The organism is Mesorhizobium sp. BHbdii, from assembly GCF_053848045.1.
The window spans coordinates 195,226-221,001 of record NZ_JBSPKX010000001.1 but is presented as its reverse complement, the minus strand read 5'-3'; the positions used below and the strand labels follow the sequence as shown (position 1 = coordinate 221,001).

General features: G+C 63.8%; 24 protein-coding genes and 1 pseudogene. 15 read left to right on the top strand and 10 right to left on the bottom strand.

Features of this window, described 5'->3' with window-relative positions:
* The first annotated feature begins 248 nt into the window (after positions 1–248).
* Positions 249–707 (top strand): tRNA (cytidine(34)-2'-O)-methyltransferase, encoded by a 459-nt coding sequence (locus ACWTU8_RS00985; protein ID WP_287336940.1) that lies wholly within the window; start codon positions 249–251, stop codon positions 705–707.
* Between the two features lie 169 nt (positions 708–876).
* Complete coding sequence (gene soxR, locus ACWTU8_RS00980; protein WP_455846689.1) at positions 877–1,320, top strand: redox-sensitive transcriptional activator SoxR; 444 nt, start codon at positions 877–879, stop codon at positions 1,318–1,320.
* Here soxR and ACWTU8_RS00975 read toward each other — a convergent pair.
* The gene (locus ACWTU8_RS00975) at positions 1,317–1,574 is read right to left on the bottom strand and encodes a hypothetical protein (protein WP_006202578.1); all 258 of its coding nucleotides are present in this window, start codon (positions 1,572–1,574) and stop codon (positions 1,317–1,319) included. The two genes, soxR and ACWTU8_RS00975, sit on opposite strands and share 4 nt — an antisense overlap.
* A 107-nt stretch (positions 1,575–1,681) precedes the next feature.
* Between ACWTU8_RS00975 and hemF the strand changes: the two genes are divergently transcribed.
* From hemF to ACWTU8_RS00960, 3 genes are all read left to right on the top strand, one after another.
* Positions 1,682–2,596 carry an oxygen-dependent coproporphyrinogen oxidase gene (hemF, locus tag ACWTU8_RS00970; RefSeq protein ID WP_029349902.1) on the top strand — a complete coding sequence of 305 codons (915 nt, stop codon included), beginning with the start codon at positions 1,682–1,684 and terminating at the stop codon, positions 2,594–2,596.
* Between the two features lie 247 nt (positions 2,597–2,843).
* Positions 2,844–3,104, top strand: coding sequence for a DUF1344 domain-containing protein (locus tag ACWTU8_RS00965; RefSeq protein ID WP_029349900.1), 261 nt, complete (start codon positions 2,844–2,846; stop codon positions 3,102–3,104).
* Positions 3,105–3,448: 344 nt separating this feature from the next.
* Positions 3,449–3,634 (top strand): DUF1059 domain-containing protein, encoded by a 186-nt coding sequence (locus ACWTU8_RS00960; RefSeq protein ID WP_029349897.1) that lies wholly within the window; start codon positions 3,449–3,451, stop codon positions 3,632–3,634.
* Positions 3,635–3,786: 152 nt separating this feature from the next.
* Here the strand turns inward: ACWTU8_RS00960 and ACWTU8_RS00955 are convergent, their stop codons facing one another.
* The 3 genes from ACWTU8_RS00955 to ACWTU8_RS00945 are packed head-to-tail and all read right to left on the bottom strand — an operon-like array spanning position 3,787 to position 6,343.
* Positions 3,787–5,055: a CCA tRNA nucleotidyltransferase gene (locus ACWTU8_RS00955; protein WP_455846688.1), complete on the bottom strand. Its 1,269-nt coding sequence runs from the start codon at positions 5,053–5,055 to the stop codon at positions 3,787–3,789.
* Positions 5,052–5,684 (bottom strand): CoA pyrophosphatase, encoded by a 633-nt coding sequence (locus tag ACWTU8_RS00950; protein WP_455848352.1) that lies wholly within the window; start codon positions 5,682–5,684, stop codon positions 5,052–5,054. Before ACWTU8_RS00950 ends, ACWTU8_RS00955 begins: the two co-directional genes overlap by 4 nt.
* Before the next feature lie 29 nt (positions 5,685–5,713).
* Complete coding sequence (locus ACWTU8_RS00945) at positions 5,714–6,343, bottom strand: DUF1285 domain-containing protein (RefSeq protein ID WP_455848351.1); 630 nt, start codon at positions 6,341–6,343, stop codon at positions 5,714–5,716.
* A 146-nt stretch (positions 6,344–6,489) separates the two neighbouring features.
* Between ACWTU8_RS00945 and ACWTU8_RS00940 the strand changes: the two genes are divergently transcribed.
* From ACWTU8_RS00940 to ACWTU8_RS00925, 4 genes are read left to right on the top strand one after another with little or no spacing between them, the layout of a single operon-like run.
* A complete protein-coding gene (locus ACWTU8_RS00940) occupies positions 6,490–7,494 on the top strand; it encodes an AAA family ATPase (RefSeq protein WP_029349890.1) in 1,005 nt (334 codons plus the stop codon).
* A complete protein-coding gene (locus ACWTU8_RS00935; protein WP_455846687.1) occupies positions 7,494–8,408 on the top strand; it encodes a DUF58 domain-containing protein in 915 nt (304 codons plus the stop codon). Before ACWTU8_RS00940 ends, ACWTU8_RS00935 begins: the two co-directional genes overlap by 1 nt.
* Complete coding sequence (locus ACWTU8_RS00930) at positions 8,405–11,230, top strand: DUF4159 domain-containing protein (protein ID WP_455846686.1); 2,826 nt, start codon at positions 8,405–8,407, stop codon at positions 11,228–11,230. Before ACWTU8_RS00935 ends, ACWTU8_RS00930 begins: the two co-directional genes overlap by 4 nt.
* 3 nt (positions 11,231–11,233) lie before the next feature.
* Positions 11,234–13,321, top strand: a complete 2,088-nt coding sequence (locus ACWTU8_RS00925) for a hypothetical protein (protein WP_455846685.1) — start codon at positions 11,234–11,236, stop codon at positions 13,319–13,321.
* A gap of 180 nt (positions 13,322–13,501) precedes the next feature.
* Here the strand turns inward: ACWTU8_RS00925 and clpS are convergent, their stop codons facing one another.
* The 3 genes from clpS to ACWTU8_RS00910 all read right to left on the bottom strand — a co-directional run bounded on the left by clpS (position 13,502) and on the right by ACWTU8_RS00910 (position 14,681).
* Positions 13,502–13,807 carry an ATP-dependent Clp protease adapter ClpS gene (clpS, locus tag ACWTU8_RS00920; RefSeq protein ID WP_455846684.1) on the bottom strand — a complete coding sequence of 102 codons (306 nt, stop codon included), beginning with the start codon at positions 13,805–13,807 and terminating at the stop codon, positions 13,502–13,504.
* Positions 13,808–14,080: 273 nt separating this feature from the next.
* On the bottom strand, positions 14,081–14,299 hold the full coding sequence (locus ACWTU8_RS00915) for a hypothetical protein (protein WP_455846683.1): 219 nt from the start codon (positions 14,297–14,299) through the stop codon (positions 14,081–14,083).
* A gap of 37 nt (positions 14,300–14,336) precedes the next feature.
* Positions 14,337–14,681 (bottom strand): hypothetical protein, encoded by a 345-nt coding sequence (locus tag ACWTU8_RS00910; RefSeq protein ID WP_455848350.1) that lies wholly within the window; start codon positions 14,679–14,681, stop codon positions 14,337–14,339.
* Between the two features lie 237 nt (positions 14,682–14,918).
* Between ACWTU8_RS00910 and ACWTU8_RS00905 the strand changes: the two genes are divergently transcribed.
* Both ACWTU8_RS00905 and ACWTU8_RS00900 read left to right on the top strand, forming a co-directional pair.
* Positions 14,919–15,635, top strand: a complete 717-nt coding sequence (locus ACWTU8_RS00905; protein ID WP_455848349.1) for a response regulator — start codon at positions 14,919–14,921, stop codon at positions 15,633–15,635.
* Complete coding sequence (locus ACWTU8_RS00900) at positions 15,632–17,041, top strand: ATP-binding protein (protein WP_455846682.1); 1,410 nt, start codon at positions 15,632–15,634, stop codon at positions 17,039–17,041. Before ACWTU8_RS00905 ends, ACWTU8_RS00900 begins: the two co-directional genes overlap by 4 nt.
* A gap of 237 nt (positions 17,042–17,278) precedes the next feature.
* Here ACWTU8_RS00900 and choV read toward each other — a convergent pair whose 3' ends face one another.
* The 3 genes from choV to ACWTU8_RS00885 all read right to left on the bottom strand — a co-directional run bounded on the left by choV (position 17,279) and on the right by ACWTU8_RS00885 (position 20,416).
* On the bottom strand, positions 17,279–18,460 hold the full coding sequence (gene choV, locus ACWTU8_RS00895; RefSeq protein ID WP_095519216.1) for a choline ABC transporter ATP-binding protein: 1,182 nt from the start codon (positions 18,458–18,460) through the stop codon (positions 17,279–17,281).
* Positions 18,457–19,311 carry a choline ABC transporter permease subunit gene (gene choW / locus ACWTU8_RS00890; protein WP_065011919.1) on the bottom strand — a complete coding sequence of 285 codons (855 nt, stop codon included), beginning with the start codon at positions 19,309–19,311 and terminating at the stop codon, positions 18,457–18,459. Before choW ends, choV begins: the two co-directional genes overlap by 4 nt.
* A 157-nt stretch (positions 19,312–19,468) precedes the next feature.
* Positions 19,469–20,416, bottom strand: coding sequence for a choline ABC transporter substrate-binding protein (locus ACWTU8_RS00885; protein WP_455846681.1), 948 nt, complete (start codon positions 20,414–20,416; stop codon positions 19,469–19,471).
* Positions 20,417–20,632: 216 nt separating this feature from the next.
* Here ACWTU8_RS00885 and ACWTU8_RS00880 point away from each other — a divergent pair.
* From ACWTU8_RS00880 to ACWTU8_RS00865, 4 genes and pseudogenes are all read left to right on the top strand, one after another.
* A pseudogene (locus tag ACWTU8_RS00880) lies at positions 20,633–21,241 on the top strand (thymidine kinase).
* A gap of 295 nt (positions 21,242–21,536) precedes the next feature.
* Positions 21,537–22,625, top strand: coding sequence for a hypothetical protein (locus tag ACWTU8_RS00875; RefSeq protein ID WP_065011917.1), 1,089 nt, complete (start codon positions 21,537–21,539; stop codon positions 22,623–22,625).
* Between the two features lie 35 nt (positions 22,626–22,660).
* Entirely contained in the window at positions 22,661–23,806 is a 1,146-nt protein-coding gene (locus ACWTU8_RS00870) for a hypothetical protein (RefSeq protein WP_029349869.1), read from the top strand.
* A 24-nt stretch (positions 23,807–23,830) separates the two neighbouring features.
* Positions 23,831–25,750 (top strand): ATP-binding protein, encoded by a 1,920-nt coding sequence (locus ACWTU8_RS00865; RefSeq protein WP_455846680.1) that lies wholly within the window; start codon positions 23,831–23,833, stop codon positions 25,748–25,750.
* Positions 25,751–25,776: the final 26 nt, after the last annotated feature.

Below are 25,776 nucleotides of genomic sequence, written 5' to 3'. Positions count from 1 at the left end.
TAAGAATCGGTGCGATCGAAGTCTAAAAGGTCAGGAGAATCGTCGTACCGAAACCGCCGGCAGGCTGGTAAGCCCGCAAGAGGGGCGCTGGATGTACATGATCATCATGAACTACCCCTCCATCGGTTCGGGTTGACAATGCCCGGCGTATAGCCGACTTCGCAGAAAATGACCACCCGCCAGTCCAGCAATTTCCAAAACCGCGAGCCTGCTGTGGCCGATCTGCCACTTATTAGAAGGATGCGGAAATGAACAACCGTCTCCGCATCGCGCTCTACCAGCCGGATATCGCCGGCAACACCGGAACAATCCTGCGCTTCGCCGCTTGCCTCGGCCTCGGCGTCGACATCATCGAACCGGCCGGCTTCCTGCTCTCCGACCGGGCGCTGAAACGGGCCGGCATGGACTATCTCGAACTGGCGGCTCTGACCCGGCATGTCGACTGGCACGCCTTCGAGAACTGGCGCAGAGGCGAAGCGCGGCGGCTGGTGCTGCTGTCGACCAGAGCCGCGAACGCCTACACCGATTTCGCCTTCGCCGACGCCGACATTCTTTTGTTCGGCCGCGAATCCGCAGGCGTGCCGGATCCTGTCCACGAGGCGGCGGATGCGCGACTGATCATCCCGATGCAGCCGGGCGCGCGCAGCATCAACGTCGCGCTGTCCGTCGCCATGGTGGCCGGTGAGGCGAACCGGCAGCTCGGATAGCATTCGCAGACCCTCGGTGGGCGCAGCGAACACGGCCGCTTTCTGGCCGACGAGCGCACGCTCTCTTGTCATTCTCACCCAGGCGCACATCGCCTTCTCCTGCGGTTTGCATGTCCAGGGTTTCTTCGTTACAAGCTCAACTTAACTTGAGGTCAAGCGGAAAATTCGAATGGCGGTGACGGAACTGACGGTCGGCCAGGTGGCGACGCGAAGCGGGGTGGCGGTATCGGCGCTGCATTTCTACGAGGCGCGCGGACTGATCCGCAGCCACCGCACATCAGGCAACCAGCGGCGCTACGGCCGCGACGTGCTGAGGCGTGTGGCGATCATCAGGATCGCGCAGGAGGTCGGCATCTCGCTGGCCGAGATCGGTGCTGCACTTGAATCGCTGCCTGAGGGCCGCACACCGACGCGCGAGGACTGGAACCTGCTTTCAACGGCCTGGCGCGACCAGCTCGATCAGAAGATTGCCCAGCTGAAGAAGCTGCGCGACGGGCTGACCGACTGCATCGGCTGCGGCTGCATGTCGATCGACAAGTGCCCGCTGCGGAACAAGGAAGACCGATTGAGCGCCCAAGGCCCAGGAGCAAGGCGGTTGTTGGTCACTCGTTAATCTGCCGCCGGCAATCGCCTGATGGTGAACTCGATGACGTCGCCCGGCCGCTCGAACCAGCTTTCGATCTCGGTCCAGTAGGCCTGCTTGGGAAAGCGCTCGAACCACTCCTTCGCCTTAAGCCGCGCATCGGAGCGCGGCAGGACGAAGGTCTCGCGCAGGAACCCGTCGCGTGGCATGCGCTCGCGCTCGGCGCGCGAACGGTCGAGCCTCTTCTTCAGGCCATCCAGCGGCGGTCTTGCCGGGGTGCGCACGAAAGAACTCCATTCACACTTGACCCTTGCACCTAAGAGATTAGGGATCGCGACCGGAAAAGACGAGTCATTTGTCGGGGTACGCGCCCCACAGCCGGAGACAGCATTTGCAACGACCCGAAATACCGGCGGGGCTGCCGGCCGACATCGAACAGAAGAAGATGAAGGCGCGGCTGTGGTTCGAGACGTTGCGCGAGCGCATCTGCGCCGCCTTCGAGCAGATCGAGCAGGACCTGCAGGGGCCGCAGGCCTCATGGTCGCCCGGCCGCTTCGAAAGGACGCCGTGGGAGCGCGACGCCGGCAAGGGCGGCGGCGGCACCATGTCGATGATGCGTGGCCGCGTTTTCGAGAAGGTCGGCGTCCACACCTCCACCGTCTATGGCGAGTTCTCGCCGGAGTTCAGGAAGCAGATGCCGGGCGCCGAGGAAGACCCGGGCTTCTGGGCGAGTGGCATTTCGCTGATCGCTCATCCGTGGAACCCGAACGTGCCGGCGGTGCACATGAACACGCGCATGGTCGTCACCTCGCGCCAGTGGTTCGGCGGCGGCGCCGACCTGACGCCGGTGCTCGACCGTCGCCGCACCCAGGACGACCCGGACACGGTTGCCTTCCACAGGGCCATGCGATTCGCCTGCGAGAAGCACGCTGGCGTCGCCGACCATGCAAAATTCAAGGCCTGGTGCGACGAGTATTTCTATCTGCCGCATCGCGACGAACCGCGCGGCACCGGCGGCATCTTCTTCGATTGGCTGCATTCGGGTGAGGACAAAGGCGGCTGGAACGCCGATTTCAACTTCGTCCGGGATGTCGGGCGATCTTTTCTCGTCGTCTACGGACATCTGGTGCGGGCCAATTTCAACGATAACTGGACCGACGGCGACCGTGAAGAACAGCTCATTCGCCGCGGCCGCTATGTCGAATTCAACTTGCTTCACGATCGCGGCACTATCTTCGGACTGAAGACTGGCGGCAACGTGGCCTCGATCCTGTCCAGCCTGCCACCGGAAGTGAAATGGCCGTAAAATCTCGGTGAGTTGGACGTGAGCCGCAATCAGGTCCAAATCGTTTGATTTTGGCGGCGAATGTGGCGCGCAGAATATCTTTTTCGTCTAATATGCAATTGAAAAAGCAAGATTATTTTTCGTTCCGGGCCGGGAAACGCCGGCGGTTCATCCTCCCCTAGAACCGCGACCCGACGCGACCGGACGGCCCATTATTGAGTGGGGCACCTTCCCAAAATGGTGCCCTCATTTTCCAGGAGAGCATGCCATGCGCAAGCTTATTATGTCGGTTGCGGCTGCTGCCGTTCTTGCCTCTGGTGGCGCTGCCTTCGCAGCGGTCAAGCACACCACGGGCACGGTCAAAACTTACGATGGAACAACCATGAGCCTTGTTCTGGATGACGGATCTGCCTTTACGCTGCCCAAGGCCTTCAAGAACCCTGGCCTGAAGGCCGGCGAAAAGGTCCGCGTTTCGTGGGACATGAGCGGCAAGCACAAAATTGCCGAGGCAGTCAGGATCGTGAAGTGATCGCCTGCTCGCTGGAGCAAGACGAGGTCTTGCCTCCGGGGTAGCGTAAGAGGGCGGAGCAGCGCTGCTTCGCCCTTTCGGTTTCTCGCGCATGACCCCGAAAGCTGCTTCCGGTTTTCGGAAGGATCATGCGCAGATGACAAAACGTTGGAGCGTCCTTTACGCGTCCACCGGAAGCGCGGCGCTCTAACGCAACCAAAACCATTCGATCGTGTTATGCTGGCTCGGCCAGCGCATGACCCGAATGCCGATTCCGGTTCGCCAGGGATCATGCGTCGATCAAGGTGTGGAGCTTCCGTGTCAGAGCAGATGCGGCGCTCCGAGGAGGAAAAAGGGAGAATCCGATGAAGGAATTCCACTGCGGCTCGCTCGTTCCGGGTTGTGACTGGCATACGCGCGCCGACGAGGAAGCCGAGATCATGCGTCGTGCGGTCGAGCACATGCGTGAGACGCATGGCGAGACGATCATCCGCGAGACGATGATCGAAGCCATCCGTTCGCGCATCGAAAAGCCCCGCGACGCGGCCTGACAATGCCTAAGAGACTGTTTCGAAATTTGCTCTGGCGAGTCATATGGTGGTGGTTTCGAGAACCGGAGCGCAGCGGACATTTGGGTCCGTGAGTACCGGAAGCGCAGAAAACGCCATCAGATGGCCGCCAGAGTAGAGTTTCCAAACGTTTTCTAACTTTCGAGTGCTTCTGCGGCGCGCTCGAGAAGTGCGCCGCGATCCAGCGCAAAGCCGGACTCGACCCACTCGTTTTCGAGGTTCTTCAAGGTTGCGCCGAGTTTCGGTCCGGGCGACGCGCCTAGCGTCGTCAGATCGGCGCCCTTGAGCGGAAAGTCAGGCTTTTTCCATTTTCCGGCGAAGGCGAGCAGGCGCGAGAAGCCGCCGGCTTCGAGCAGCGCGTCATTGTCCTCGACGGCGCGGCCTCTAGCGGAAGCGAGCGACAGCCGCAAGCGATCGACAAGGCCCTGATGATCGCCACGATAGAGCCGTTTTGCGAGTTCCGCTTCGGTCGTCTTCGGCTCGACAGGCGCTGTCAGCGCCCACTGCCTGAGACGGCCGGCATCGCTGACGGAGAATCTCAGCCGCTCGGCGAGCGTCTTCAGCCGCGCGGCGTCCGGCGGCACGATCGCTTCCAGCCTGAGCAGCGGGTCCGGCGTCCAGCCTAGATCATTCTCGGCCCTGGTCAGCGCATGGATCGCATCGATGCCCCATTTCTCGGTTTCCGGCAGAACGCTGGTGAGCACGCTGGCCTGGCGCATCCACAGCAAGGCGCGCGATGGATCGGGGGCCGACAGCAGCTTCTTCAGCTCGGACCAGACGCGCTCGACCGAGAGTTGGCCAAGCCCCTCCTTGAGCCGGGCGCAGGCCTTCAGCCCTTCGGCATCCGGCCGGCCGTCGCCATACCAGGCGAAGAAGCGGAAAAAGCGCAGGATGCGTAGATAATCCTCGCGGATGCGCGCCTCCGGATCGCCGATGAAACGCAGCCGGCGCGCCTCGATGTCGGCGACGCCGCCGACCAGGTCAACGATCGTCCCGTCGGCCTCGGCATAGAGCGCGTTGATGGTGAAATCGCGCCGTTCCGCGTCGGCCTTCCAGTCGCGTCCGAACGACACCTTGGCCCTCCGTCCGTCGGTCTCGATGTCGGCGCGCAGCGTAGTCACCTCGAACGGCTTCCCGCCGGCGACAATCGTGATGGTGCCGTGCTCGATGCCGGTCGGCACGGCCTTGAAGCCCGCCGCCTCGGCGCGGCGGATGGTTTCATCAGGCACGGTCGTGGTGGCAATATCGACGTCGGCGACCGGCTGGCCAATGAGCGCATTGCGTACCGCGCCGCCGGCGACACGCGCCTCCTCGCCGCCATCCGCCAGCGCCGCCAGCAGGCGCTGCAGGTGCTTTTCGCCGAGCCAGTCGGCTTTGCCCGCGAGCGACACCCGCCCGCTCACGTATAGAGCCTTTCATAGAGCGTGCGGATGATGCCGGCGGTGACGCCCCAGATGCGTTGTCCGTCATAGGGCATCTCGTAAAAGACCCATTCGAGGTCGTTCCACATGCGGCTTTCGCGGCCGTGGTTGGCCGGGTCCATCAGGAAGCGCAGCGGCACTTCGAAGGCGGCGTCGACCTCCTCGGAATTCAGCGTCAGTGAAAAATCCGGCCGCACTATTCCCAGCACCGGGGCGATGCGGTAGCCGCTGCCGGAGACGTAATCAGGCATGCGGCCGATGATCTCGACCCGGTCCTGGCCGAGCCCGATCTCCTCGAATGTCTCGCGCAATGCCGCCGCCTCCGGGCTCGGATCGGTTGGATCGATCGTGCCGCCCGGAAAGGCCACCTGCCCCGAATGGTTTCGCAGCTTTTCAGCCCGTTTGGTCAGCAGAACCGTGGCATCGCGACCGTGATCGATCACCGGGATCAGCACGGCGGCATCGCGCAGCGCCTTTGCGAGCTTCAAACGCGGATGGCCGGGGTTGAAGCGATGGTCGCCATAATCGTCGGCGGCATGCGCCAGCGGCTGCGCCGCGACGCGGGCGCGAAAATCCTCGGCCGAAAACGGCGCCCGCGTCACTTGGTCCATAGCGTCACCTGGTCCACCATCGCTGCCGATCATGCACTCAGCCGCTGCAGTTTTTCCGCGGGCATTATCGGATAGACCGCGCCCTTCGAGCGGACGGCAAACATCCTTCTGCCGGCGACATCGATCTCTTCGCCATGCTCGACCAGTTCGTACATCACCGGCCGCGCCACCAGCGCTTCCAGCCGTCCGCGCACCAGCACATAGGGTTTCAGGCCACCGGTCGCGTCTTCATCGACGAAGCGTAGCGGATGGTCCGGTCCGGCCTCGACCACGTCGCCGACATTGGTGCGGAAAGTGATGACTTGGCCATCGCCGGTGCCGGAAACGTCCATCTCGACGGCGATGAAGGGCGCGTCGACGACGCGGATGCCGACCCTTTCCACCGGTGTTACAAGATAGGTCTTGCCGTCTTCGTCCTTGCGCAGCACGGAGGAAAACAGCTGCACCAACGGCATGCGGCCGATCGGCGTGCCCTGGTAGAACCAGGTGCCGTCCTCTCTGATCTCCATGTCGAGATCGCCGCAAAAGGCCGGATTCCAGCGCTCAACCGGCGCCGGCCCCTTGCCCGCGCGGGCGGCACGCGAGATCAGTGCCTCCAGTCCGCACGCCTCGGCGGCGGCCGTCAGGCTCTCTTCACGATCGTCGGCGCGTTCTGTCATGGTCACGAAATAGTCACTGTTGTTCCGCTTGTCAGCCTAAGCCAGTGATTTAAGTTCAAAGACAGGCGCCATGGGAGGCCGAATCGCGGCACTCTGCAGCGTCGAAGGTGCAAGCCGGTATCTCCAACGAGAAGGATCGATGCTGCATGAGCGTGATGATCAAGGAAAGCCCGATCAGCGAAAAGGACATGATCGCCCAGGCCGAGACGGCGCTGGCCGACATTTCCAGGGTTCGCGATGGCGTCGGCCGCGTCATTTTCGGCCAGGAAAGCGTCGTCGAACGCACGCTTGTGGCGCTGCTCGCCGGCGGCCATGCGCTGCTGGTCGGCGTGCCCGGCCTCGCCAAGACCAAGCTGGTCGAGACGCTGGGCATCGTGCTCGGCCTCGATTCCCGCCGCATCCAGTTCACGCCTGACCTGATGCCGTCCGACATTCTCGGCTCCGAGGTGATGGAGCAGGACGAATTCGGCAAGCGTTCCTTCCGCTTCATCTCCGGGCCGATCTTCGCGCAACTGCTGATGGCCGACGAGATCAACCGCGCCTCACCCCGCACCCAGTCGGCGCTGCTGCAGTCGATGCAGGAATACCACGTCACCATTGCCGGTGTCCGCCACGACCTGCCGGCGCCCTTCCACGTACTGGCGACGCAGAACCCGTTGGAGCAGGAAGGCACCTATCCGCTGCCCGAGGCACAGCTTGACCGCTTCCTCATGCAGGTCGACATCCTCTATCCGGAAATCGAGGCGGAGCGCCGCATTCTTCTGGAAACCACAGGCATCGAGGACGCCAAGGCGCAGAACGTACTGCAGCCGGCGCGACTGAAGGAGATCCAGACTCTCATTCGCCGCATGCCGGTGCCGGAAAGCGTTGTCGAGGCGATCCTCCAACTGGTGCGCTCGGCGCGCCCCGGCCAGGGCAATGCCGAGACCGACAAGCACGTCGCCTGGGGGCCAGGCCCGCGCGCCAGTCAGGCGTTGACACTGTGCGCCCGCGCCCGCGCCCTCTATGACGGACGGCTGGCGCCGTCGATCGACGATATCAGAGCGCTGGCCGAGCCTGTGCTGCAGCACCGCATGGCGCTGACCTTTGCCGCCCGTGCCGAGGGCACGACCGTGCGCGACGTGGTGGCGAAACTGGCAAAAGGCATCTGATGGCGCGTATAGGCGAGGCCCAGGCACCGGCGGCGACGCGTGACGCGCTCGCCCGCGGTCGGTTGCGGGCGTCGCTGGTGCCGGACCTGCTGGTCGAAGCACGCCGCATCGTCAACACCGTGATCGCCGGCTGGCACGGCCGCCGCAAGCGGGGCATCGGCGAGAATTTCTGGCAGTTCCGGCCCTATGTCGAAGGCGATTCCTCGCGCGTCGACTGGCGCCGCTCGGCCCGCGACGACCACATCTATGTGCGCGACCGCGAATGGGAGGCCGCCCATACGGTGTGGCTGTGGGCAGACCCCTCGCCTTCCATGCTCTACAAATCGACCGGCGCCACCGTCTCGAAGGAATCCCGCGCGCTGGTGCTGGCGCTGGCCATGGCAGAGCTTCTGTCGCGCAGCGGCGAACGCATCGCCTGGCCCGGGCTGACCGATCCGTTCACCGCCCGCAACGGCGCCGAGCGCATCGCAGCACAACTCACCCATGCCGGCGAATTGCCGGCAAAGCCCGATCTGTCCGTCATCCGCCGCTTCTGCGACATCGTCATCGTTAGCGACTTCCTCGATCCGGTCGAGGACACCATCGCCTGGCTCGACGTGCTCGCCCGCCACGGCGTGCGTGCCCATCTGATCGAGGTCGCCGACCCCGCCGAGGAGAGATTCCCCTATGCCGGCCGCACCGAGTTCACCGATCCCGAGACCGGCGACAAGCTGACCGCCGGCCGCGCCGAAACGCTGGGCGATGATTACCGACTGCTTTACATCGCCCGCCGCCAGGAGCTGACCGACTGGTGCAAGCGGCTCGGCTGGAGCTTCACCGTCAACCACACCGACCGTCTCGCCTCCGATGCGCTGGTGCGTGTCCACATGGCGATGACCGTCGATGGCAGCTCAGCCGGGAGGATCCGCGCATGAGTTGGTTGCCGCTCTCCTTCGGGGCGCCGATGGTGCTGTGGGGCCTTCTGGCACTGCCCGTGATCTGGTGGCTTTTGCGGTTCACCCCGCCCAAACCGCAGACCGAGGTCTTCCCGCCGCTGAAGATCCTGGCCCGGGTTCTGAAGCGCGAGGAGACGCCGCAACAGAGCCCGTGGTGGCTGACGCTGCTCAGGCTGCTGATGGCGGCTCTTATCGTTACGGCGCTGGCCGAACCCGTCTTCAACCCGCGTGAAAGACTGCCGGCCGAGGGTGCCGCTCTTGCGCTGGTCATCGACAATGACTGGGCAAGTGCCGCCGACTGGGGCCAGCGCGTCGCCACTGCCGAACGGCTGATCACCGATGCCAGCTCCAACGACGTGCCCGTTATCATCGCCTTCACCGCTGAGAAGCCGAACGCCGAGATCGGTCCCTTCGACGCCGCCACCGCGCTCGACCGGTTGCGCGCGGCAAAGCCGCGGCCGATCCCGACCGACCGCCCTGCTGTCTACGCCCGCGTCGCGGCAACCCTGGAGACCTTGCCGGGCGCCAGTGTCGCGGTGCTCGCCGACGGTCTGGCGGCGGAAGGCGACGAGGCCGCCTTCAACACGCTTTTGTCGAAGAACGCCGCCCGTGTCGTCTGGGCCGCCTCCGACCGGCCTAGCTTGATCGGCCTGACCGGCGCCGACAACCAGGTGGACGGCTTCGAGCTGACCGCCATCCGCGCGCTGAGCGATCCGACCCCGGCTCAGGTGACCGCCGGCGCCTTCGACGACAAGGGCCGCCGCATCGCCGACGCCACGCTGACCTTCTCGCCGGGCGAATCCACCGCCACCGGCATGATGGCGGTGCCGTTCGAACTGCGCAACGACTTCGCCTCGATCGCGCTCGACGGCCAGCGGCAGGCCGGCGCCGTCCGCGTGCTCGATGAGAATTCCAAGCGCCGTCGCGTCGGACTGCTGTCGCAGGCCGAAGCCGACCAGGCGCAGCCGCTTTTGTCGCCGCTGTACTACATCCGCCGCGCGCTGCAGCCCTTCGCCGATCTGACTGAGCCGTCGAGCGCCGACCTTGCCGACGCCATCCCGCAGCTCCTCGACCAGAAGCCGGCGATGATTGTCATGGCCGATGTCGGCACCATTCCGGAGCAGGTGCGGCAGAGGCTGGTCGACTGGGTCGACAATGGCGGCACGCTGGTGCGGTTCGCCGGCTCGCGGCTGGTGGCCGCCGGCAATGACGACGACCTGCTGCCGGTCAGGCTGCGTACCGGCGAGCGTTCGCTCGGCGGCGCGCTGTCATGGACGACGCCGCAGCCGGTCACCGACTTCCCGAAGACCGGTCCCTTCTCCGACCTCGCTCCGCCCGCCGAAGTCACCGTCACCAGGCAGGTGCTGGCCGAGCCGACGCCCGACATCGTCGAGCGCACCTGGGCCACGCTTGCCGACGGCACGCCGCTGGTGACCGGGATGAAGAAGGGCAAGGGCACGCTCGTCCTGTTCCATGTCACGCCGGAGGCGACCTGGTCGAACCTGCCGATCTCCGGCAGCTTCGTCGAGATGCTGCGCCGCATCGTGCAACTGTCACGCAATCAGGGTGCAGCGGTCGCCAATGCCGAAGCCGCCGCCACCTCGCTGGCGCCCTACCGCATGATATCAGCCGACGGCACGCTGGTGCCGCCGACGCCGGATGCACGGCCGCTGGTGCCGGGCGCCGGCCCGCTGCCGGTGACGTTCGAGAACCCGCCTGGTCTCTACGGCTCCGAAACCGGCGTCCTCGCCCACAATCTGCTCAATGCTGAAAGCAGATTCGCACCACTGGTCCGTCCTCAGATCACCGTGCCGATCACCACCATCCAGTACGCCTTCGACGAATCGCACAATTTGAAGGGCCCGCTGGTGGCGACAGCCCTTTTGCTGATGGTGCTCGACACGCTGGCCGTGTTCTGGATGGGCGGCCTGTTCTCGCGCCGGCCGCGCCGCGCCGGCACGGCTGCTGCAACCACAGCCGCTCTGCTGATTGCGCTCGGCGCGCTGGTCGGCCACACCGACATCGCCCGCGCCGACGATTCCAAACCTGGCGACGAGCGGGCGATCGAGGACATTTCGAAGACCCGGATCGCCTATGTGCAGACCGGCGAACGGAGCGTCGATTCGATCAGCCAAGCCGGGCTGGAGGGCCTGACCCGCTTCCTGATCGAGAAGACCGCGCTCGAGCCGGGGGCGCCGGCGAGCGTCGATATCTCGAAGGACCAGCTGTCCTTCTATCCCCTGATTTACTGGCCGATCGACCCTGCCGCACCGATGCCGAGCCAGGCCGCGATCGGCCGCGTCGACGCCTATATGCAGCAGGGCGGCACGGTGCTGTTCGACACGCGCGACCAGTTCGCCACCGGCATCGGCGCGGATTCGGCTAGTCCGGCGACCGAGCGGCTGCGCGACATCCTCGGCAATCTCAACGTGCCGCCGTTGGAACCGGTGCCGTCGGATCATGTACTGACGAAATCCTTCTATATCCTGCCTGAGTTTCCCGGACGTTTCGCCGGCGGCCCGCTCTGGGTCGCGGCGTCGCTCGAAGCCACCAACACCGAGAACCGCCCGGTGCGCACGGGCGACGGCGTCTCGCCGATCATGATCACCGCCAATGATTTCGCCGGCGCCTGGGCGGTCGACGAGAATGGCGACCCGCTTTTGCCGACCGTGCCGTCAGACCCGATGCAGCGCATTTATGCGCTACGCGCCGGCGTCAACATCATGATGTACATGCTGACCGGCAACTACAAATCCGATCAGGTGCATGTGCCGGTGCTGCTCGAACGGCTGGGGCAGTAAGCCATGAACTGGTCGCTCGCCTTCGAACCGCTCATCTCCTGGCCGCTGCTCGGCTTGGTACTGATGCCGCTGTTGCTGCTGGCATTGGTCGGTCTGTGGTTTCGCCAGCGCGGCGCGGTCTTCCGTCTCGCCGGCCTGCTCGCGCTGGGCGCGGCCCTGCTCAACCCGGTGTTCCTCGACGAAGAGCGCGAGGCGCTGAAAAGCGTCGTCGCCGTCGTCGTCGACCGCAGCCAGAGCCAGGACATTGGCGAGCGCACCAAGCAGACCGACGAGGCGCTGGCCGGGCTTCAGCAGCGCCTTGGCCGCTTCAAGCAGTTCGATGTCCGCGTTGTCGAGGCCGGCAAGTCGGAAGCCGCCGAGGAGCGCACCGAAACGCGGCTTTTCGGCGCGCTTGAAAGCGCTTTCCGCGACGTGCCGCCTTCGCGCATCGGCGGCGCCATCATGATCACCGATGGCGAGGTGCATGACGCCCCTGGCGGCACACCCGACTTCAACGCCCCGCTGCACGCGCTGATCACCGGCAACGACCAGGAAAAGGATCGCCGCATCCGCTTCGAGAATGCGCCGCGCTTCGGTCTGGTCGGCAAGCCGCTCGAAATGACCTATCGCGTCCTCGGCGCCAACAACGAGGCCGGCTCGGTCGACGTGCGCGTGTCGGTCAATGGGGAGCAGGTTTCGGTCGAGCGCGCCACCATCGGCCAGGCCATGCCGCTGCAGGTGACCATTCCCGGCGCCGGCCGCAACATCGTCGAACTCGCTATCGATCCCGAGCCCGACGAACTCACCGACACCAACAACCGCGCTATCGCGCTGATCGACGGCATCCGCGAGAATTTGCGCGTGCTGCTGGTCTCCGGCGAGCCGCATGCCGGCGAGCGCACCTGGCGCAACCTTCTGAAATCCGACGCCTCGGTCGATCTGGTCCACTTCACCATTCTGCGGCCGCCGGAGAAGCAGGACGGCACGCCGATCAACGAACTGTCGCTGATCGCCTTCCCGACGCGCGAGCTGTTCGTCGAGAAGATCAAGGATTTCGACCTGATCATCTTCGACCGCTATCAGCACCGCGACGTGCTGCCGATCCTCTATTACGACTACATCGCCGAATATGTCGAAAAGGGCGGCGCGCTGCTGATCGCGGCAGGCCCCGAATATGCCGGCGAAAGTTCCATCGCCCGCACGCCTTTGATGTCGGCGCTGCCGGCGATGCCGACCGGAGAAGTCGTCGACAAGGCCTTCTATCCGCGCCTCACCGAGCTCGGCCAGCGCCATCCGGTGACGCGCGGGCTCGACGGTTCCGCCACCGAGCCGCCGCACTGGAGCCGCTGGTTCCGCACCATCGGCGTCGAGAACCCCGAGGGCGAGGCGGTGATGAAGGGCGCCGACAACCGTCCGCTGCTCCTGCTCGACCGCAAGGGCGAAGGCCGCGTCGGCATGTTTCTGTCCGACCAGGGCTGGTTATGGGCGCGCGGCTTCGAGGGCGGCGGCCCGCATGTCCAGCTCTATCGCCGCATCGCCCACTGGCTGATGAAGGAGCCTGAACTCGAGGAGGAGCGGCTGACCGCCGACGGCCGCGGCATGATGCTGGAAATCCGCCGCCAGACGATGAGCGACGATCCCGGCCCGGCGCAGATCATCACCCCGTCCGGCAAGGCGATGACCGTCAAGCTAGAGAGAGCCGAACCCGGCGTCTTCCTGGGCAGCATCGAGACCAGCGAGATCGGCCTCTACCAGGTCGGAAATGGCGATCTGAAGGCGCTTGCCCATGTCGGCCCGGTCAATGCGCCGGAATTCACCGACGTCGTCTCCACCGAGAACCGGCTGAAAGCGCCGGCCGAGGCCACCGGCGGCAGCGTGCGCCGGCTGGCGCAATCGTCGGCCCTTGGCAACCTCACCGGCGGCGTGACGCTGCCGTCGGTCGTCCCGGTCCGCTCCACGGGCGCGGCCGCCGGCAACGACTGGATCGGCCTGCGCACCACCGACGACAGCGTGCTGAAGGCCGTCTCGCGCGTGCCGCTGTTCGGCGGGTTCCTCGGTCTCGGCCTGCTGCTTCTGGCATTGGGCTCGATGTGGTACCGCGAGGGGCGGTAGCGCAGCGGTTTATCCTTCTCCCCTTGTTGTGGGAGAAGGTGGATTGGCGCGCAGCGCCAAGACGGTTGAGGGGTCCTGGACGAAGCGCTGTCTTTGCCAAGCTTGGAACACCCCTCATCCGACCGAGCTTTCGCTCGGTCACTTTCTCCCACAACAAGGGGAGAAGGAAGAAGCGAACCGCTACTCCTCCGGCTCCGTCGTGAACATCAGCGGATAGCCCTTGGCCTTGCCGGCATCGGTCGCCCGCGTCGCCTTGGTTTCGGCGACGTCCCTGGTGAAGACGGCGACGACGCAGACGCCACGCTGGTGCGCGGTGATCATCACCCGCCGCGCCTGGTCTTCGCTCAGCTTGAATTCGCCCTTGAGCACCGTCACCACGAACTCGCGTGGCGTGAAATCGTCATTGAGGAGGACGACCTTGTAGAGCTTCGGCCGTTCGATCTGCGGCTTCGTTTTAGTGCGAGGTTTGGTGACGATCTCAGGCATCGGAACCGGCAACTACGCTCAAGAATTTCGCTTTTATTCTGACATGGAAGAAAGCGGTCGTCCATTTTGACCCGCGCACAAACCGCCCTCCTGGCGGCTGCGGCCATTCACAAGTCTGTGCCTATGTGGCAACCGCCGCCTGCCGTTCAACGGCATGATGCGGCGAATCCGAAATTCGAGCCGACGTGGCTTACGTCTGTCTTGCGCGCAAGACGACCGCTCCAGGCAAATCGCAACTGGAGCGGTCCTCCAACTGGACAAGATGTCGCCAGATCAGGTCTTCGGAGCTGCCTTGGCCTGCGAAGCATGCCTCTTGTGCTTCTTGACGGTCTTCTTTGCGGCGACTTTCTTCACGACGGTCTTGGCCGGCGCAGCGGTCGTCGACGCAGCCGCGGTCGTGGCAGCGGCGTTGGCGCTGCTGGTGCCGAGAACCGGCATCGAGAAGGCAAGCGCGATGGCGAGACCGAGCGCGGAGAGGAGGGACTTTTTCATGGCTTCGTTTCCTTTTTTGTGCAGATCGGATTGAGCGTCACTGAACGGGGTCGATCGGTGTCACTCCAAGCAGCTTCAAAGCGTTGGCGAGCATCCGGATTCCCTGTGCCTGTTTCTTGTTGGCGCAGAACCGGTTTCCCTTTCTTTGAAGCGCCTTCGCCGCGGTGACCTGCGTTGCCGCGGCATGGGTTTCGAGGGCTTCGTCGAATTGACGGCTCAGATCGCTGCAACGCTCGCTCCGGGTGATCGCTACTTTTGCGTCGGCCACCTTTGCATTGGCCACCTTTGCATCGGCCACCTTTGCATCGGATTGTTCGACCGCGGCGGTGACGAGCGAAATGCCGAGCAACGCACCCATCAAGCTGATCGAGAACCTTTGCATTGGTTTGTCCGTGATCCCGTAACGCACGTCGCAGCCGATGACCTGACCGCCACGGCACCACTTATGCCCTTGACATTTTTCGGGAGTTTTTCCGAACTGTAGAATTTTGTTTCTGGATTGTTTCTGAGCAACCCATTCAGGTTCGCTTATCGCCACCGGCCAACATCTGGCCTGAATTCTATCGTGTGGGTGATGACTGAAAGACGGTTTCGGCCACCAATGACGGCAGGGCTCCCGGTGAAATCCGACGCGCACATACTGATCGTCGACGACGACAAGGGCATTCGCGACCTGCTTCAGGAATTCTTCCAGAAACGGGGGCTGCACACGTCCGTCGCCGCCGACGGTATCGAGATGGAGGCCATCCTGCGCCGCGCCAAGGTGGACCTTGTCGTTCTGGACGTCATGCTGCCCGGCAAAAGCGGGCTGGAGCTTTGCCGCGACATCCGCGCCAACTATGCGACGCCGATCATCATGCTGACCGCGGTCACCGAGACGACCGACCGCGTGGTGGGACTGGAGATGGGCGCCGACGATTATGTGCCAAAACCCTTCGATCCGCGCGAGCTGCTGGCGCGGATACGCGCCGTGCTGAGGCGCAACGGCGCTGCCGAGCCGCGGCGGCCCGCCTCGCGGCAAATCTACCATTTCGCCGGCTGGACGATGGACTGTTCGCGCCGCCGGCTGATGGCGCCCGGCGATGTCAGGGTCGAGCTGACCATGGCGGAGTTCAACCTGCTGCAGACTTTCGTCAAGAGCGCGCAACGCGTGCTGAGCCGCGACCAGCTCATCGAACTGTCCGGCGGCGACAGCGGCTACAGCTTCGACCGCAGCGTTGACATTCTGGTCAGCCGGCTGCGTCGCAAGATGGAGGACGATCCGAAAACGCCGAAACTGATCCTGACCGTGCGCAGCGGCGGCTACCAGTTTCTGCCCGAGACAACGTCCGAATGAGACGCATCCTGCCCCAAACCCTGCCCGTCTGGGTGCTGCTCATCGTCATCGCCGGCCTGCTGATCAGCCAGATCACGACGCTTTACATCGTCTCGCGCGACCGTGCCGCCGCCAACGACGTGGTCGATCTTTACAGGCTCAATGACCGTGCCTTCTCGCTGGTGCAGCTGATGCATGCCGCCCCGCAGGAGGGACGCAAGGCCACCGCATCCGGCCTATCCAACGCGACCTACGCGCTTACAGTTTCGGACACGCCCGCCGTCACGTCGTCGATAGCGGGCGACGACGAACTGGCCGAACTGGAGGACATACTGGTCGGGCGACTGTCGAAATTCGGCATTACCGAGGCACGGGTCCGGCGCGATCCGGCGACACGGGAAGCCGACGATGCCAGGGGCGCGATCGAGGGTCGCGATGTCGGCCAGGTCGAGCGCGACCTGCTGGTGCTGGCCGCCGACTTCGCCCAGAGCGACAAGCTGACCGCATCGCTGCGCTTCGCCGACGGCCAATGGCTGAACTTCACCGAGCCGAACACGCCGATGGGACCCATATTGAGCTTCGACAGCTTGCCGCTCTATGCCTTGATCGCCGGGCTGGTGGTGGCCACGTCGATATGGTCGCTGCGCCGGCTGACCGCGCCCTATCGGATGATGGAAACCGCCGTGAAGCGGATCGGCAACGATCTGAAGAGCCCGCCGATCGCCGAGACCGGCAGCCGCGAGATCCGCACCGCCGCGAAGGCGGTCAATGCCATGCAGGCCAGGCTGCGCGACTATGTCGAGGACCGCGAACATCTTGCGGCAGCACTCGCCCACGACCTTCGCACGCCACTGACGAGGATGCGGCTGCGGCTCGAGCTGCTGCGGAAATCGACGGTCCGCGCCGCACTCGCGCACGACCTCGCAGACATCGAAGACATCGCCAGCTCGGTTATCGATTTCGCCACCTTCGAGGTGACCGAGGAGAAGAGCGAAAGGATCGATTTCTGGTCGCTCGTGGAATCGGTCGCCGACGGCTACGAGGAGGTCTCGTTCGACAATGAGGATACGCGCTCGCGCGGCCTAATCTGCGTTGCGCGGCCGGTCGCGCTCCGGCGCTGCGTCACCAACCTCGTCCAGAATGCCGTGACCTACGGCAAGAAGGCGCATCTAAGCCTGCACCGATCGGAAAAGGTCATCACTCTGGCCATCCGCGACGAGGGACCGGGCATATCGCAGGCCGACCTCGACGCCGTGTTCGGCTCGTTCGTGCGCCTGGAACAATCGCGCAACCGCCAGACCGGCGGCCTCGGCCTTGGCCTGACCATCGCCCGCAACATCGCCCGCGGCGCCGGCGGCGAGGTCAGCTTGTCCAATCACCCCGGCGGCGGCCTTCTGACGGAGCTGAAGTTGCCGCTGGCGGAATGAATCGGGATTTGCGATTAATCGCAATTTGCAGCAATCTACGACTCGGAGAAAAATTTGCGGTAACCGTGAGGGGGGTTCGTGAGAAGCATATCGAGTATTATTTCAAATTGGCTGAATTTTCAGGTAATTCGCAATTTCGAATTTCTGACAAGGTATCCTTTGAAGTAGGCACAAAGTACAGCAAACCAAGAGCATCAGCGGTCCGGCGAGAGCGTTGATTCAAGGAGAGAAAAATAGCTACCTTCTCAACACCGCGCTCAGCACGTCCCTGATGCCGATGGCGCCGACGAAGCGCGACTGGTCGTCGAACAGCGCCACGGGTGCGGTCTGCGAGCGGTGCATGGCCAGCATCACGGTCTTCAGCGAGGTGCCGGGATTGGCCCAGAACACCTGCGCCGTCTCCTCCGGCTGCGCCTCGACATCGGCGCAGGACACCCAGAACGCCGGCTTGCCGTCGCGCTCGGCAGCCGCCACCAGCCCGTGCTCGTCGATCTTGAAACGCGTCGTCTTGCGGCGGTCGAGCCACACCCAGCCGTCCTCGCCGTGCTCGAGGTCGCGGCGGTCGCGCATCACGTTCCAGGCGGTCAGCACCGAGAGCGGATTCACATTGGCGATGAAGTCGCGGACATAGTCGTTGGCGGGGCGCAGCACGATGTCTTCGGGCGCGCCGGTCTGCACAATGCGCCCGCCTTCCATGATGGTGATGTGACTGCCGATCTTCAGCGCCTCCTCGAGGTCGTGGCTGACGAAGATGATGGTCTTTTTCAGTTCTGCCTGAAGCTGCAGCAACTCGTCCTGCAGCTTGGTCCGGATCAGCGGGTCGAGCGCCGAGAACGGCTCGTCCATCAGCAGGATCGGCGCTTCGGTGGCAAACGCACGCGCCAGCCCGACGCGCTGCTGCATGCCGCCGGAAAGTTCGTGGGCGTATTTCGACGCCCACTGGTCGAGGCCGACGAGCTTCAACTGGCGCTCGACGCGCGCCTTGCGCTCGGCGTCGGGCACGCCGGACAGCTCGAGGCCGAAGCCGACATTTTCAGCGACGGTGCGCCAGGGCAGAAGGCCGAACTGCTGGAACACCATGGCGACCCGCGTCTGTCGGATGTTGCGCAGCGTGGCGGCGTCGCAGGCCGCGACATCGACCATGCGGTCGCCGTCCTTGACCATGACATTGCCCCGCGCCGGCACGTTGAGCAAGTTGACGGCGCGGAGCAGCGTCGATTTGCCGGAGCCGGAGAGGCCCATCAGGACGGAAATCTCGCCCTCGTTGACGGTCAAATTGGCGCCGGCGCAGCCGAGCACGGCGCCGGTCTTCTCCAGGATTTCCTGACGCGTCGCGCCGCTGTCTACGAGCGCCAGCGCTTCCTTGCGCGCCGCGCCGAAGATGATGTCGACATTCTTGAAATCGACCGCGGCGCTCATTTGGCGGCTCCCGTGCCGATGCGGCTGATGCGGTCGAGGATGATGGCGAGCACGACGATGGCGAGGCCGGCCTCGAGCCCGAGCGGGATGTTGACCGAGTTCAGCGCGCGCACCACCGGCTTGCCAAGGCCGTTGGCGCCGATGAGCGCAGCGATCACGACCATGGAGAGGCAGAGCATGATGCACTGCGTCAGCCCCGCCATGATGGTCGGCAGCGCCGCCGGCAGCTCTACTTTCCACAGGAGCTGGCGTTTTGTCGCGCCGAAGGCCTCGCCGGCCTCGATCATCGGTTTCGGCACCGAGGTGATGCCGAGATGGGTCAGGCGGATCGGCGCGGGAGCGGCGAAGATGACGGTGACGATGAGGCCGGGAGCGATGCCGAGGCCGAAGAGAATGAGCACCGGGATCAGGTAGACGAAGGTCGGCATAGTCTGCATCAGGTCGAGGATTGGCTGCAGATAGCGGTAGCCACGCTCGTTATGCGCCGCCCAGATGCCGATCGGCACGCCGATAGCCATGGAGGCCGCAGCGGCGGCCACGACCAACACCAGCGTCTCGACGGTTTCCTGCCAGAGATCCTGGTTGACGATGAAGAGGAGGCCGAGCGCGACGGCAAGCGCCAGCTTCCATGATTTCTGCAGGTACCAGGCAAGCCCGGCTATGGCGGCAACCAGGAGAACCGGCGGGACGAGCAGCAAAAGATCGACCAACCCGTCGAGAACGACGGTGAGCCCGTCGGCGATACTGTCGAAAAACCATTCGAAATTGGTGGTCAGAAAGTCGAAGAAGGTCTTGCCCCACCGCCCGATCGGGATCTTGAAGCTCGAAATCAGTTGCGAAACCGGATCCATGGCAAATGTCCCCTCATTCTACTTCGCCCTCCCCCTGGCGGAGTGGGTCGAACCGCGCAGCGGAGTGGGGTGGTCACGGTTATGCTCCGTTCTGCACTAACCCCACCGCGGCGCGTGCCGCGCCGACCCTCCAGGCAAGGGGGAGGGTGTAAATCTGCTACGAACCCAGCGCAGTTTTCACGGCGGCCGCGGCGTCGCCGCCGTCGAAGGTCGTCACACCGGCGAGCCATGGGGTAATCGCGTCCGGATTGGCCTTGAGCCATTCGGTAGCCGCGGCCTTCGGGTCGGCGCCATCATTGAGGATCGCACCCATGATCTCGTTTTCCATCTTGAGCGAGAACACCATGTTCTTGAGCAGCGCGCCGACGTTCGGGCATTCGGTGGTGTAGCCGGCCCGGACATTGGTGGCGACGGTCGCGCCGCCGAAATTCGGGCCGAACACCTCGTCGCCACCCGACAGATAGGCCATCTTGATGTTGGCGTTCATCGGATGCGGCTCCCAGCCGAGGAAGACCACGTCTTCGCCCGATGCGGCAGCCTTCTGCACCGCCGACAGCATGCCGGCCTCCGAGCTTTCGACGAGCTCGAAATCCTTCAGGCCGAACTTGTCGGCGGCGATCATGTCGAGGATCAGGCGGTTGCCGTCATTGCCGGCTTCGATGCCGTAAATCTTGTTGTCGAGCTTGTCCTTGAACTTGGCGATATCAGCGAAATCCTTGAGACCGGCGTCATAGGTGTGCTGCGGCACGGCAAGCGTATACTTTGCGCCTTCGAGGTTGGTCACGACCGTCTCGACCGACTTGTCTTCGAGATAGGGCTTTATGTCGGCTTCCATGGTCGGCATCCAATTGCCGAGAAAGACGTCGACGTCCTTGTTCTTCAGCGAGGTGTAGGTGACCGGAACCGACAGCACCTGCACGTCGGGTTCGTAGCCGAGCGCTTCGAGGATGACGCTGGCGGTAGCGGTGGTGGCGGTAATGTCGGTCCAGCCGACATCGGCAAAACGCACCGGCTTGCAGCTTTCCGGCTCGGCGGCGAGTGCGCCGCCCGCGGAAAGAAATGCCGCCAGACCGAAGCCGGCGGCGAATAGTTTCATACGCGACATTATGTATTCTCCCATTGTGATCTATCGGCGAAGCGAAGTTGCGGTTTTGTCTCCGCCTTGTTTCGTCAGCCAAACATCATTCTGGTGCGGTTTCAAGCGATAAGACAATCGCGGTCAACGGCGCGGGCTGGCCGATCAGCGACACGTTCGCCGCTTTTCCGCTGGAATGTGGGACGCCCCTCCCCGCGCCGGGACAACTTGGCTTAAAAGGGCGGCATGGCCAAGCTGTACTTCCACTACGCGACGATGAATGCCGGCAAGACGACGATGCTGCTGCAGGCCTCGTACAATTACCGCGAGCGCGGCATGACCACGATGTGTTCGTCGCCGGCCACTACCGCAAGGGCGATACCGGGCTGATCTCGTCGCGCATCGGCCTGGAGACGGAGGCCGAGATGTTCCGCGACGGCGACGATCTGTTCGCCCGGCTCGCCGAGCAGCACGACCACACGACCGTGCATTGCGTCTTCGTCGACGAAGCGCAGTTCCTCGAGGAGCAGGCGTGGCAGCTTGCCCGCATTGCCGACCGGCTGAACATTCCGGTGATGTGCTACGGCCTGCGCACGGATTTCCAGGGCAAGCTGTTTTCCGGCTCGCGCGCGCTTCTGGCGATATCCGACGATCTGCGCGAGGTGCGCACCATCTGCCGCTGCGGCCGCAAGGCGACGATGGTCGTGCGCCCTGGGCGCGGACGGCAAGGTGGCGAGACAGGGCGAACAGGTGGCGATCGGTAAGGATGTCTATGTCTCGCTCTGCCGCCGCCATTGTGAAGAAGAAATGGGCCGCGTCGCGCCCGACGATTTCATCGGCTTCACCAAAGTCTGACCAGCGCTATTCCGCGTTGCGTGCGCATGGATCGAACGGTGCCAGGACAGAGGGGGAAGAACTGCGGCAAGAAAAACTGCGAGCGGTGAGCTTCGTTACTTTGCGACGGCAGTTATGCTATTGGTTTGAGTATGGTGCTGACCGTGCCAACGACCCGCCGCCGAGGCGGGTTTTTTGTTTCGGGTTTCGGCGCTATCCTTTGCAAACTCCTAATCTTCCGCCTTCCCTTCCCCCTATGCCGCACATATATTCCGGCGGTTCGCGACACGAACAAATGCCGAAGCGGGAGGCCCCAATGGCGACATTGCAGAATTTCGATGCCGAAATTGCCAAGACGAAGCAGGTCGTGCAGGACATGCGCACCAAAATCGAGCAGTCCGGCACGGTGCTCGACACGCTCGCCAAGACCGACAAGAAGATCGGCGACGCCAATTTCGACCTCGAGAACGCCCGCATCGAGGATGTGCTGAAGCAGCAGAAGGTGATGGAAGGCAACATCGCCGACCTGATCATCGGGCTGGAGGACGCCACCAACGTCTTCGGCGCCGAATTCGAGAGCATGAAGAACTACACCGGCTGGGAAAGCTTTGTAGGTATATTTTCCGACCAGAGCAAGCAGCGCATGCGCACCGACCGCGTCCGCAACATGTCGCTGGCCGGCAATCTGCAGGAGCTGCTGGCGAAATCCGACACCATTGTCGGCATCCTCAAGGCGCAGAAGCAGATCCTCGACCAGCGTTACAAGACCTCCGAGGCCAGCCTGTCGCAGGTGATCGAGCGCCGCAAGGCAACCATGTCCAATCTGGAGACCGTGCAGAAGCGCATCGAGGAGCTCAATCCGATGCTGCTCGACATCGAGAACAAGATCGCCGCCTCGACCAGCCAGAAGGAGCGCACGGAGCTCGAAGGCGAACGTTCGAAACTGGCCACGGAGTACAATGAAAAGCAGGCCAAGGAGCAGGAACTGCTGGCCGAAAGCCAGACGCTGGAGCGCTACACGTCGATGTTCCAGACCTTCGTCGATTCGCTCAACAACCAGATCGCGGCGCAGTCGACGCTGATCAACAAGCTGACCATCGATACCGAGCAGCGCATCGTGCTCTACAAGGCGCTGGAAGATTCGCTGAAGACCGCCGCCCAGCAGGACGTCGCCCACAAGATCAACACGCTGGGCAGCCAGGTCGACAACACCGCCGAGGAGACCATGGCCGGCATCGGCGCGGCCTCGCAGAAGCACATCGGCGATCTCCTCGAAATGCACGAGAAGAACATGGTGGCGACCGCCGACATCCAGCGCCGCAAGAAGCTGGCCGACGATGCCTTTGCCCGCCGCTTCGACGACGTGCTGAAGAAGCACAATGCGGCAAACTACGTGCAGTCATAATTGCTGCACTCGCATCGCTCCGAAGGGCTGGCTGCATGACCCCCGAAAACGAAGCGGCAACGCGCTATTTCTCGGCGATCACGGCGGCACTCAGCGGCCTCGAAGTGTTCATGCGCGACGATCGCTCGCCGCTCTACCGGCACGGCATTGTCGCCAAGATCGTCGCCGAATATATTGCGCGGCTCGACAACTCCTTTTCCTGCTGGCGCAACCGGCTGGGCTTCATGGAGACGTTCCGAATTTCGCGCGCCGAAAGCGGCTTTCCGGTCTTCCAGAACGTGCTCGAGCTGGAGAACGATCGCCGCCAGGCCGATACGCGTCTCGCCAACATACCGCTGGCCGACGAGTTGCGCGAGGAAATGGCCGACTTCATCCTGCGCCACAAGGAATTCCCCGAAGCGCTGCAGAAGTCGATGGCCGAGCGGCTCTATCTGGAGGGTGTCAGGAGCGAGACGACCTTCGGGCCGTTCACCTTGGCGCAGACGGCAAAAGTCTCGGTCAATCCGAAGACCGGGCGGCCCTACTACCTCGTCCACTGGGCCGCCTTCGACGGCAGCGCCAACCTGCCGCTGGTCTACATGGTGACGGTCGAGGATTCCTCCGAAGAGATGATCGGGCAGCTTGTCGACCGCAACGGCAAGCTCAACGACAAGGTCGACATTCCGCTCCCCGTCGAAGGCCTGCTCAATCCCGAGCTAGCCCACCGCTTCGACGACTTCACCGAGAAGAATTCCGCCTATACGCTGTCGCCGGCGACGATCGCCGTCAACCTCGACAAGGATTTCGAGCAACTCCACCCCAAGCAACTGCGCCGCGTCGTGCTCGGCCCGTTCTATTCCGCCGGGATTACCGACAACAATTCGACGGTCAGCGACGTTCTGGACAAGGTGCGCAAACCGGAAAACGCCTGGCTGCTGACCTGGACCATCCAGGAGGTCTACTCCAAGGCCGAAAAGCCCGGCCGCAAGGGGTTGTTTTCGAGCGAGAAGACGACGCAGGAATTCTTCATCGACACCGACGATCTCGAGGCCGCGCGGCAGGGCGTGTCGAGCTACGAGAAGCATGCGCTGATCCCGCATGAGGCCTATCAGGCGCTCTACGCCGCCGGCGAGGCGCAGAAGATCTTTTCCGGCTACAAGGTCCACATCCTGTCCAAAGGACAGGTCATCAGTGACGTCTGACCGTCAAACCGCGGAGCATCCTTCATGGACACCGGCCTGACCACGATCTCGGAAGCGGCAATCGAAAAGCACCGCGCCACCGCGCAGAGCTTCATCACCCGCATCGTCGTGCTCGAGGACCCGTCGCGGGAAGCCGGGACCGCGCTGGCCGGCACCAACCGCCGCTTCGTCTCGACCGTCTCGACCGTCTCGGTCGGCTCGGTTCGCCGCACGCGCGAGGTCGAGCTTTCCAAGACCGTCGCCGCCGTCCATCCCGGCGACCAGCTGCTGAGCATTGCGCAGCACATGCTGCTGTTTCGCACCCGGCGCGGGCTGGCGATCGCACTGGCCATTTCAGACGTCTTCGCCGAAGGCTCCGACCTCGAAAGCCTACAGGCGAAAAACGCCCGCGCGCCGCTCGAAGGCGACGAGGCCGCCACCTTCAAGAAGCTGCTGTCGGCCTCGGCCTATATTTCGGCCTTCAGCCTCGCCTCGTATCTGTTCCAGCTGATCGACAGCGACGGCGAGGCGCCGAACGACACGCCCGAGCCGGACTTCTTGTTCGACACGCCGCAGGATGCGGTGAAGTCGATCGTGGCCGGCCTCGACAGGGCGATATCAGGCGCGAAGGACGACGCCGATCTGATGACCCGGGCGCGCGCCTTTGCCCGTGTCGCCATCGACGGGCTTTTGGCGCGAAAGGGCCGCTTCGACGGCATCGGCCCATTCGAGAACGCGCATATCCGCATCGACATCGACGACTTCACCCTTGACGGCTTCGACGTCGCACCGGGCAAGCGGTCTAAGCCGCTGGTGATGACCTTCAAGAAGCCGGAAGAGGTCGTCGGCAACCACATCGCCAAGTACCAGTCGGTGAAGCTCGCCAAGATGCTGATGGCTTACGATTTCGAGCGCGAGCTGAACCCGTTCGTCGAGCTCGGCGGCTTCCTGTTCACCTTCATCGGCGACGGCGCGCCCGGCACCGGCAAAACGACGCTGATCCAGATGATCGCCGGTCTCGTCAACGGCTACTGTCAGGTCGCCGGCTATCCCTTCGCCTACGAGAATTTCGGCGTCGACCAGATCTCCTCCTACCAGGGCAAGTCGGGCCAGAACTGCCGCCAGTTCATCAACAATGTGCTGAACCCGCGCGTCATCGGCTTCGGCACCATCGACGATATCGATCAGGTGGCGGCACGCCGCTCCGACGATCGCGCCTCGGCAGGCCAGCAGGAAATCACCGGTGTCCTGATGGACGCGTTTGCCGGTGCCGGCACCGTGGTGCGCGGCAACTGCTCCTTCGGCATGTTCTCCAACTATCCCGAAAACGTCGACGACGCGCTGCGCCAGCGCGCCGGCGCCCGCTGGCTGGTCGATGGGCCACAAACGCGCGACGACTACATCGACATTTTCGTGCTGCTCGCCGGCAAGAACCACAAGATCCCGCTCGGCGACCACAAGCTCTATGCCGCCCAGGAAATCCAGCGCGCGGTGATGGAAGCCTATGAAGAGCATGAAAAGCCCAAGGAAGACGGGTTGTTGAAGGTCTATCAGCGCTACATGAAGGAGAACGGCGCACCGAAATCGATGGCCGACATCGGCACCTATCTGCACATGATCAAGGAGGCCGAGCCGCGCTTCACCGGCCGGGCCATCAAGAACGTCACCGATGCGATCAAGATGCGCGCCATGGATATCGAGCTGCCGGACGAATGGTTCGAGAAGCCGGAAGTCTTCATGCACAAGGGCTACGACGACAAGAAGGCGATGATCGAGGAACTGCGCGGCCCCTTCTCGATGGATATGGTCATGCAGGAGGTCAACCGCTACGCCGACTCGGAGTTCCGCTATTCCGACAAGTCCGACGACGCGGCGGTGACCAAGTTGATCCGCGACACCCGCCTGCGCGACCGCGCGGTGCGCGAGATCGAGGAATTGAAGAAGAAGGGCCTGTGGAATGCTTGAGATGCGCCGACGCTCCCTTCTCCCCC

Excerpts from the sequence above, each read along its gene's own strand:
- ACWTU8_RS00985 (WP_287336940.1), top strand. The coding sequence starts at position 249 with ATGAACAACCGTCTCCGCATCGCGCTCTACCAGCCGGATATCGCCGGC.
- soxR (WP_455846689.1), top strand. The coding sequence starts at position 877 with ATGGCGGTGACGGAACTGACGGTCGGCCAGGTGGCGACGCGAAGCGGG.
- ACWTU8_RS00965 (WP_029349900.1), top strand. The coding sequence starts at position 2,844 with ATGCGCAAGCTTATTATGTCGGTTGCGGCTGCTGCCGTTCTTGCCTCT.
- ACWTU8_RS00960 (WP_029349897.1), top strand. The coding sequence starts at position 3,449 with ATGAAGGAATTCCACTGCGGCTCGCTCGTTCCGGGTTGTGACTGGCAT.
- ACWTU8_RS00950 (WP_455848352.1), bottom strand. The coding sequence starts at position 5,684 with ATGGACCAAGTGACGCGGGCGCCGTTTTCGGCCGAGGATTTTCGCGCC.
- ACWTU8_RS00945 (WP_455848351.1), bottom strand. The coding sequence starts at position 6,343 with ATGACAGAACGCGCCGACGATCGTGAAGAGAGCCTGACGGCCGCCGCC.
- ACWTU8_RS00940 (WP_029349890.1), top strand. The coding sequence starts at position 6,490 with ATGAGCGTGATGATCAAGGAAAGCCCGATCAGCGAAAAGGACATGATC.
- ACWTU8_RS00935 (WP_455846687.1), top strand. The coding sequence starts at position 7,494 with ATGGCGCGTATAGGCGAGGCCCAGGCACCGGCGGCGACGCGTGACGCG.
- ACWTU8_RS00930 (WP_455846686.1), top strand. The coding sequence starts at position 8,405 with ATGAGTTGGTTGCCGCTCTCCTTCGGGGCGCCGATGGTGCTGTGGGGC.
- ACWTU8_RS00925 (WP_455846685.1), top strand. The coding sequence starts at position 11,234 with ATGAACTGGTCGCTCGCCTTCGAACCGCTCATCTCCTGGCCGCTGCTC.
- clpS (WP_455846684.1), bottom strand. The coding sequence starts at position 13,807 with ATGCCTGAGATCGTCACCAAACCTCGCACTAAAACGAAGCCGCAGATC.
- ACWTU8_RS00915 (WP_455846683.1), bottom strand. The coding sequence starts at position 14,299 with ATGAAAAAGTCCCTCCTCTCCGCGCTCGGTCTCGCCATCGCGCTTGCC.
- ACWTU8_RS00910 (WP_455848350.1), bottom strand. The coding sequence starts at position 14,681 with ATGCAAAGGTTCTCGATCAGCTTGATGGGTGCGTTGCTCGGCATTTCG.
- ACWTU8_RS00900 (WP_455846682.1), top strand. The coding sequence starts at position 15,632 with ATGAGACGCATCCTGCCCCAAACCCTGCCCGTCTGGGTGCTGCTCATC.
- choV (WP_095519216.1), bottom strand. The coding sequence starts at position 18,460 with ATGAGCGCCGCGGTCGATTTCAAGAATGTCGACATCATCTTCGGCGCG.
- choW (WP_065011919.1), bottom strand. The coding sequence starts at position 19,311 with ATGGATCCGGTTTCGCAACTGATTTCGAGCTTCAAGATCCCGATCGGG.
- ACWTU8_RS00885 (WP_455846681.1), bottom strand. The coding sequence starts at position 20,416 with ATGTCGCGTATGAAACTATTCGCCGCCGGCTTCGGTCTGGCGGCATTT.
- ACWTU8_RS00875 (WP_065011917.1), top strand. The coding sequence starts at position 21,537 with ATGGCGACATTGCAGAATTTCGATGCCGAAATTGCCAAGACGAAGCAG.
- ACWTU8_RS00870 (WP_029349869.1), top strand. The coding sequence starts at position 22,661 with ATGACCCCCGAAAACGAAGCGGCAACGCGCTATTTCTCGGCGATCACG.
- ACWTU8_RS00865 (WP_455846680.1), top strand. The coding sequence starts at position 23,831 with ATGGACACCGGCCTGACCACGATCTCGGAAGCGGCAATCGAAAAGCAC.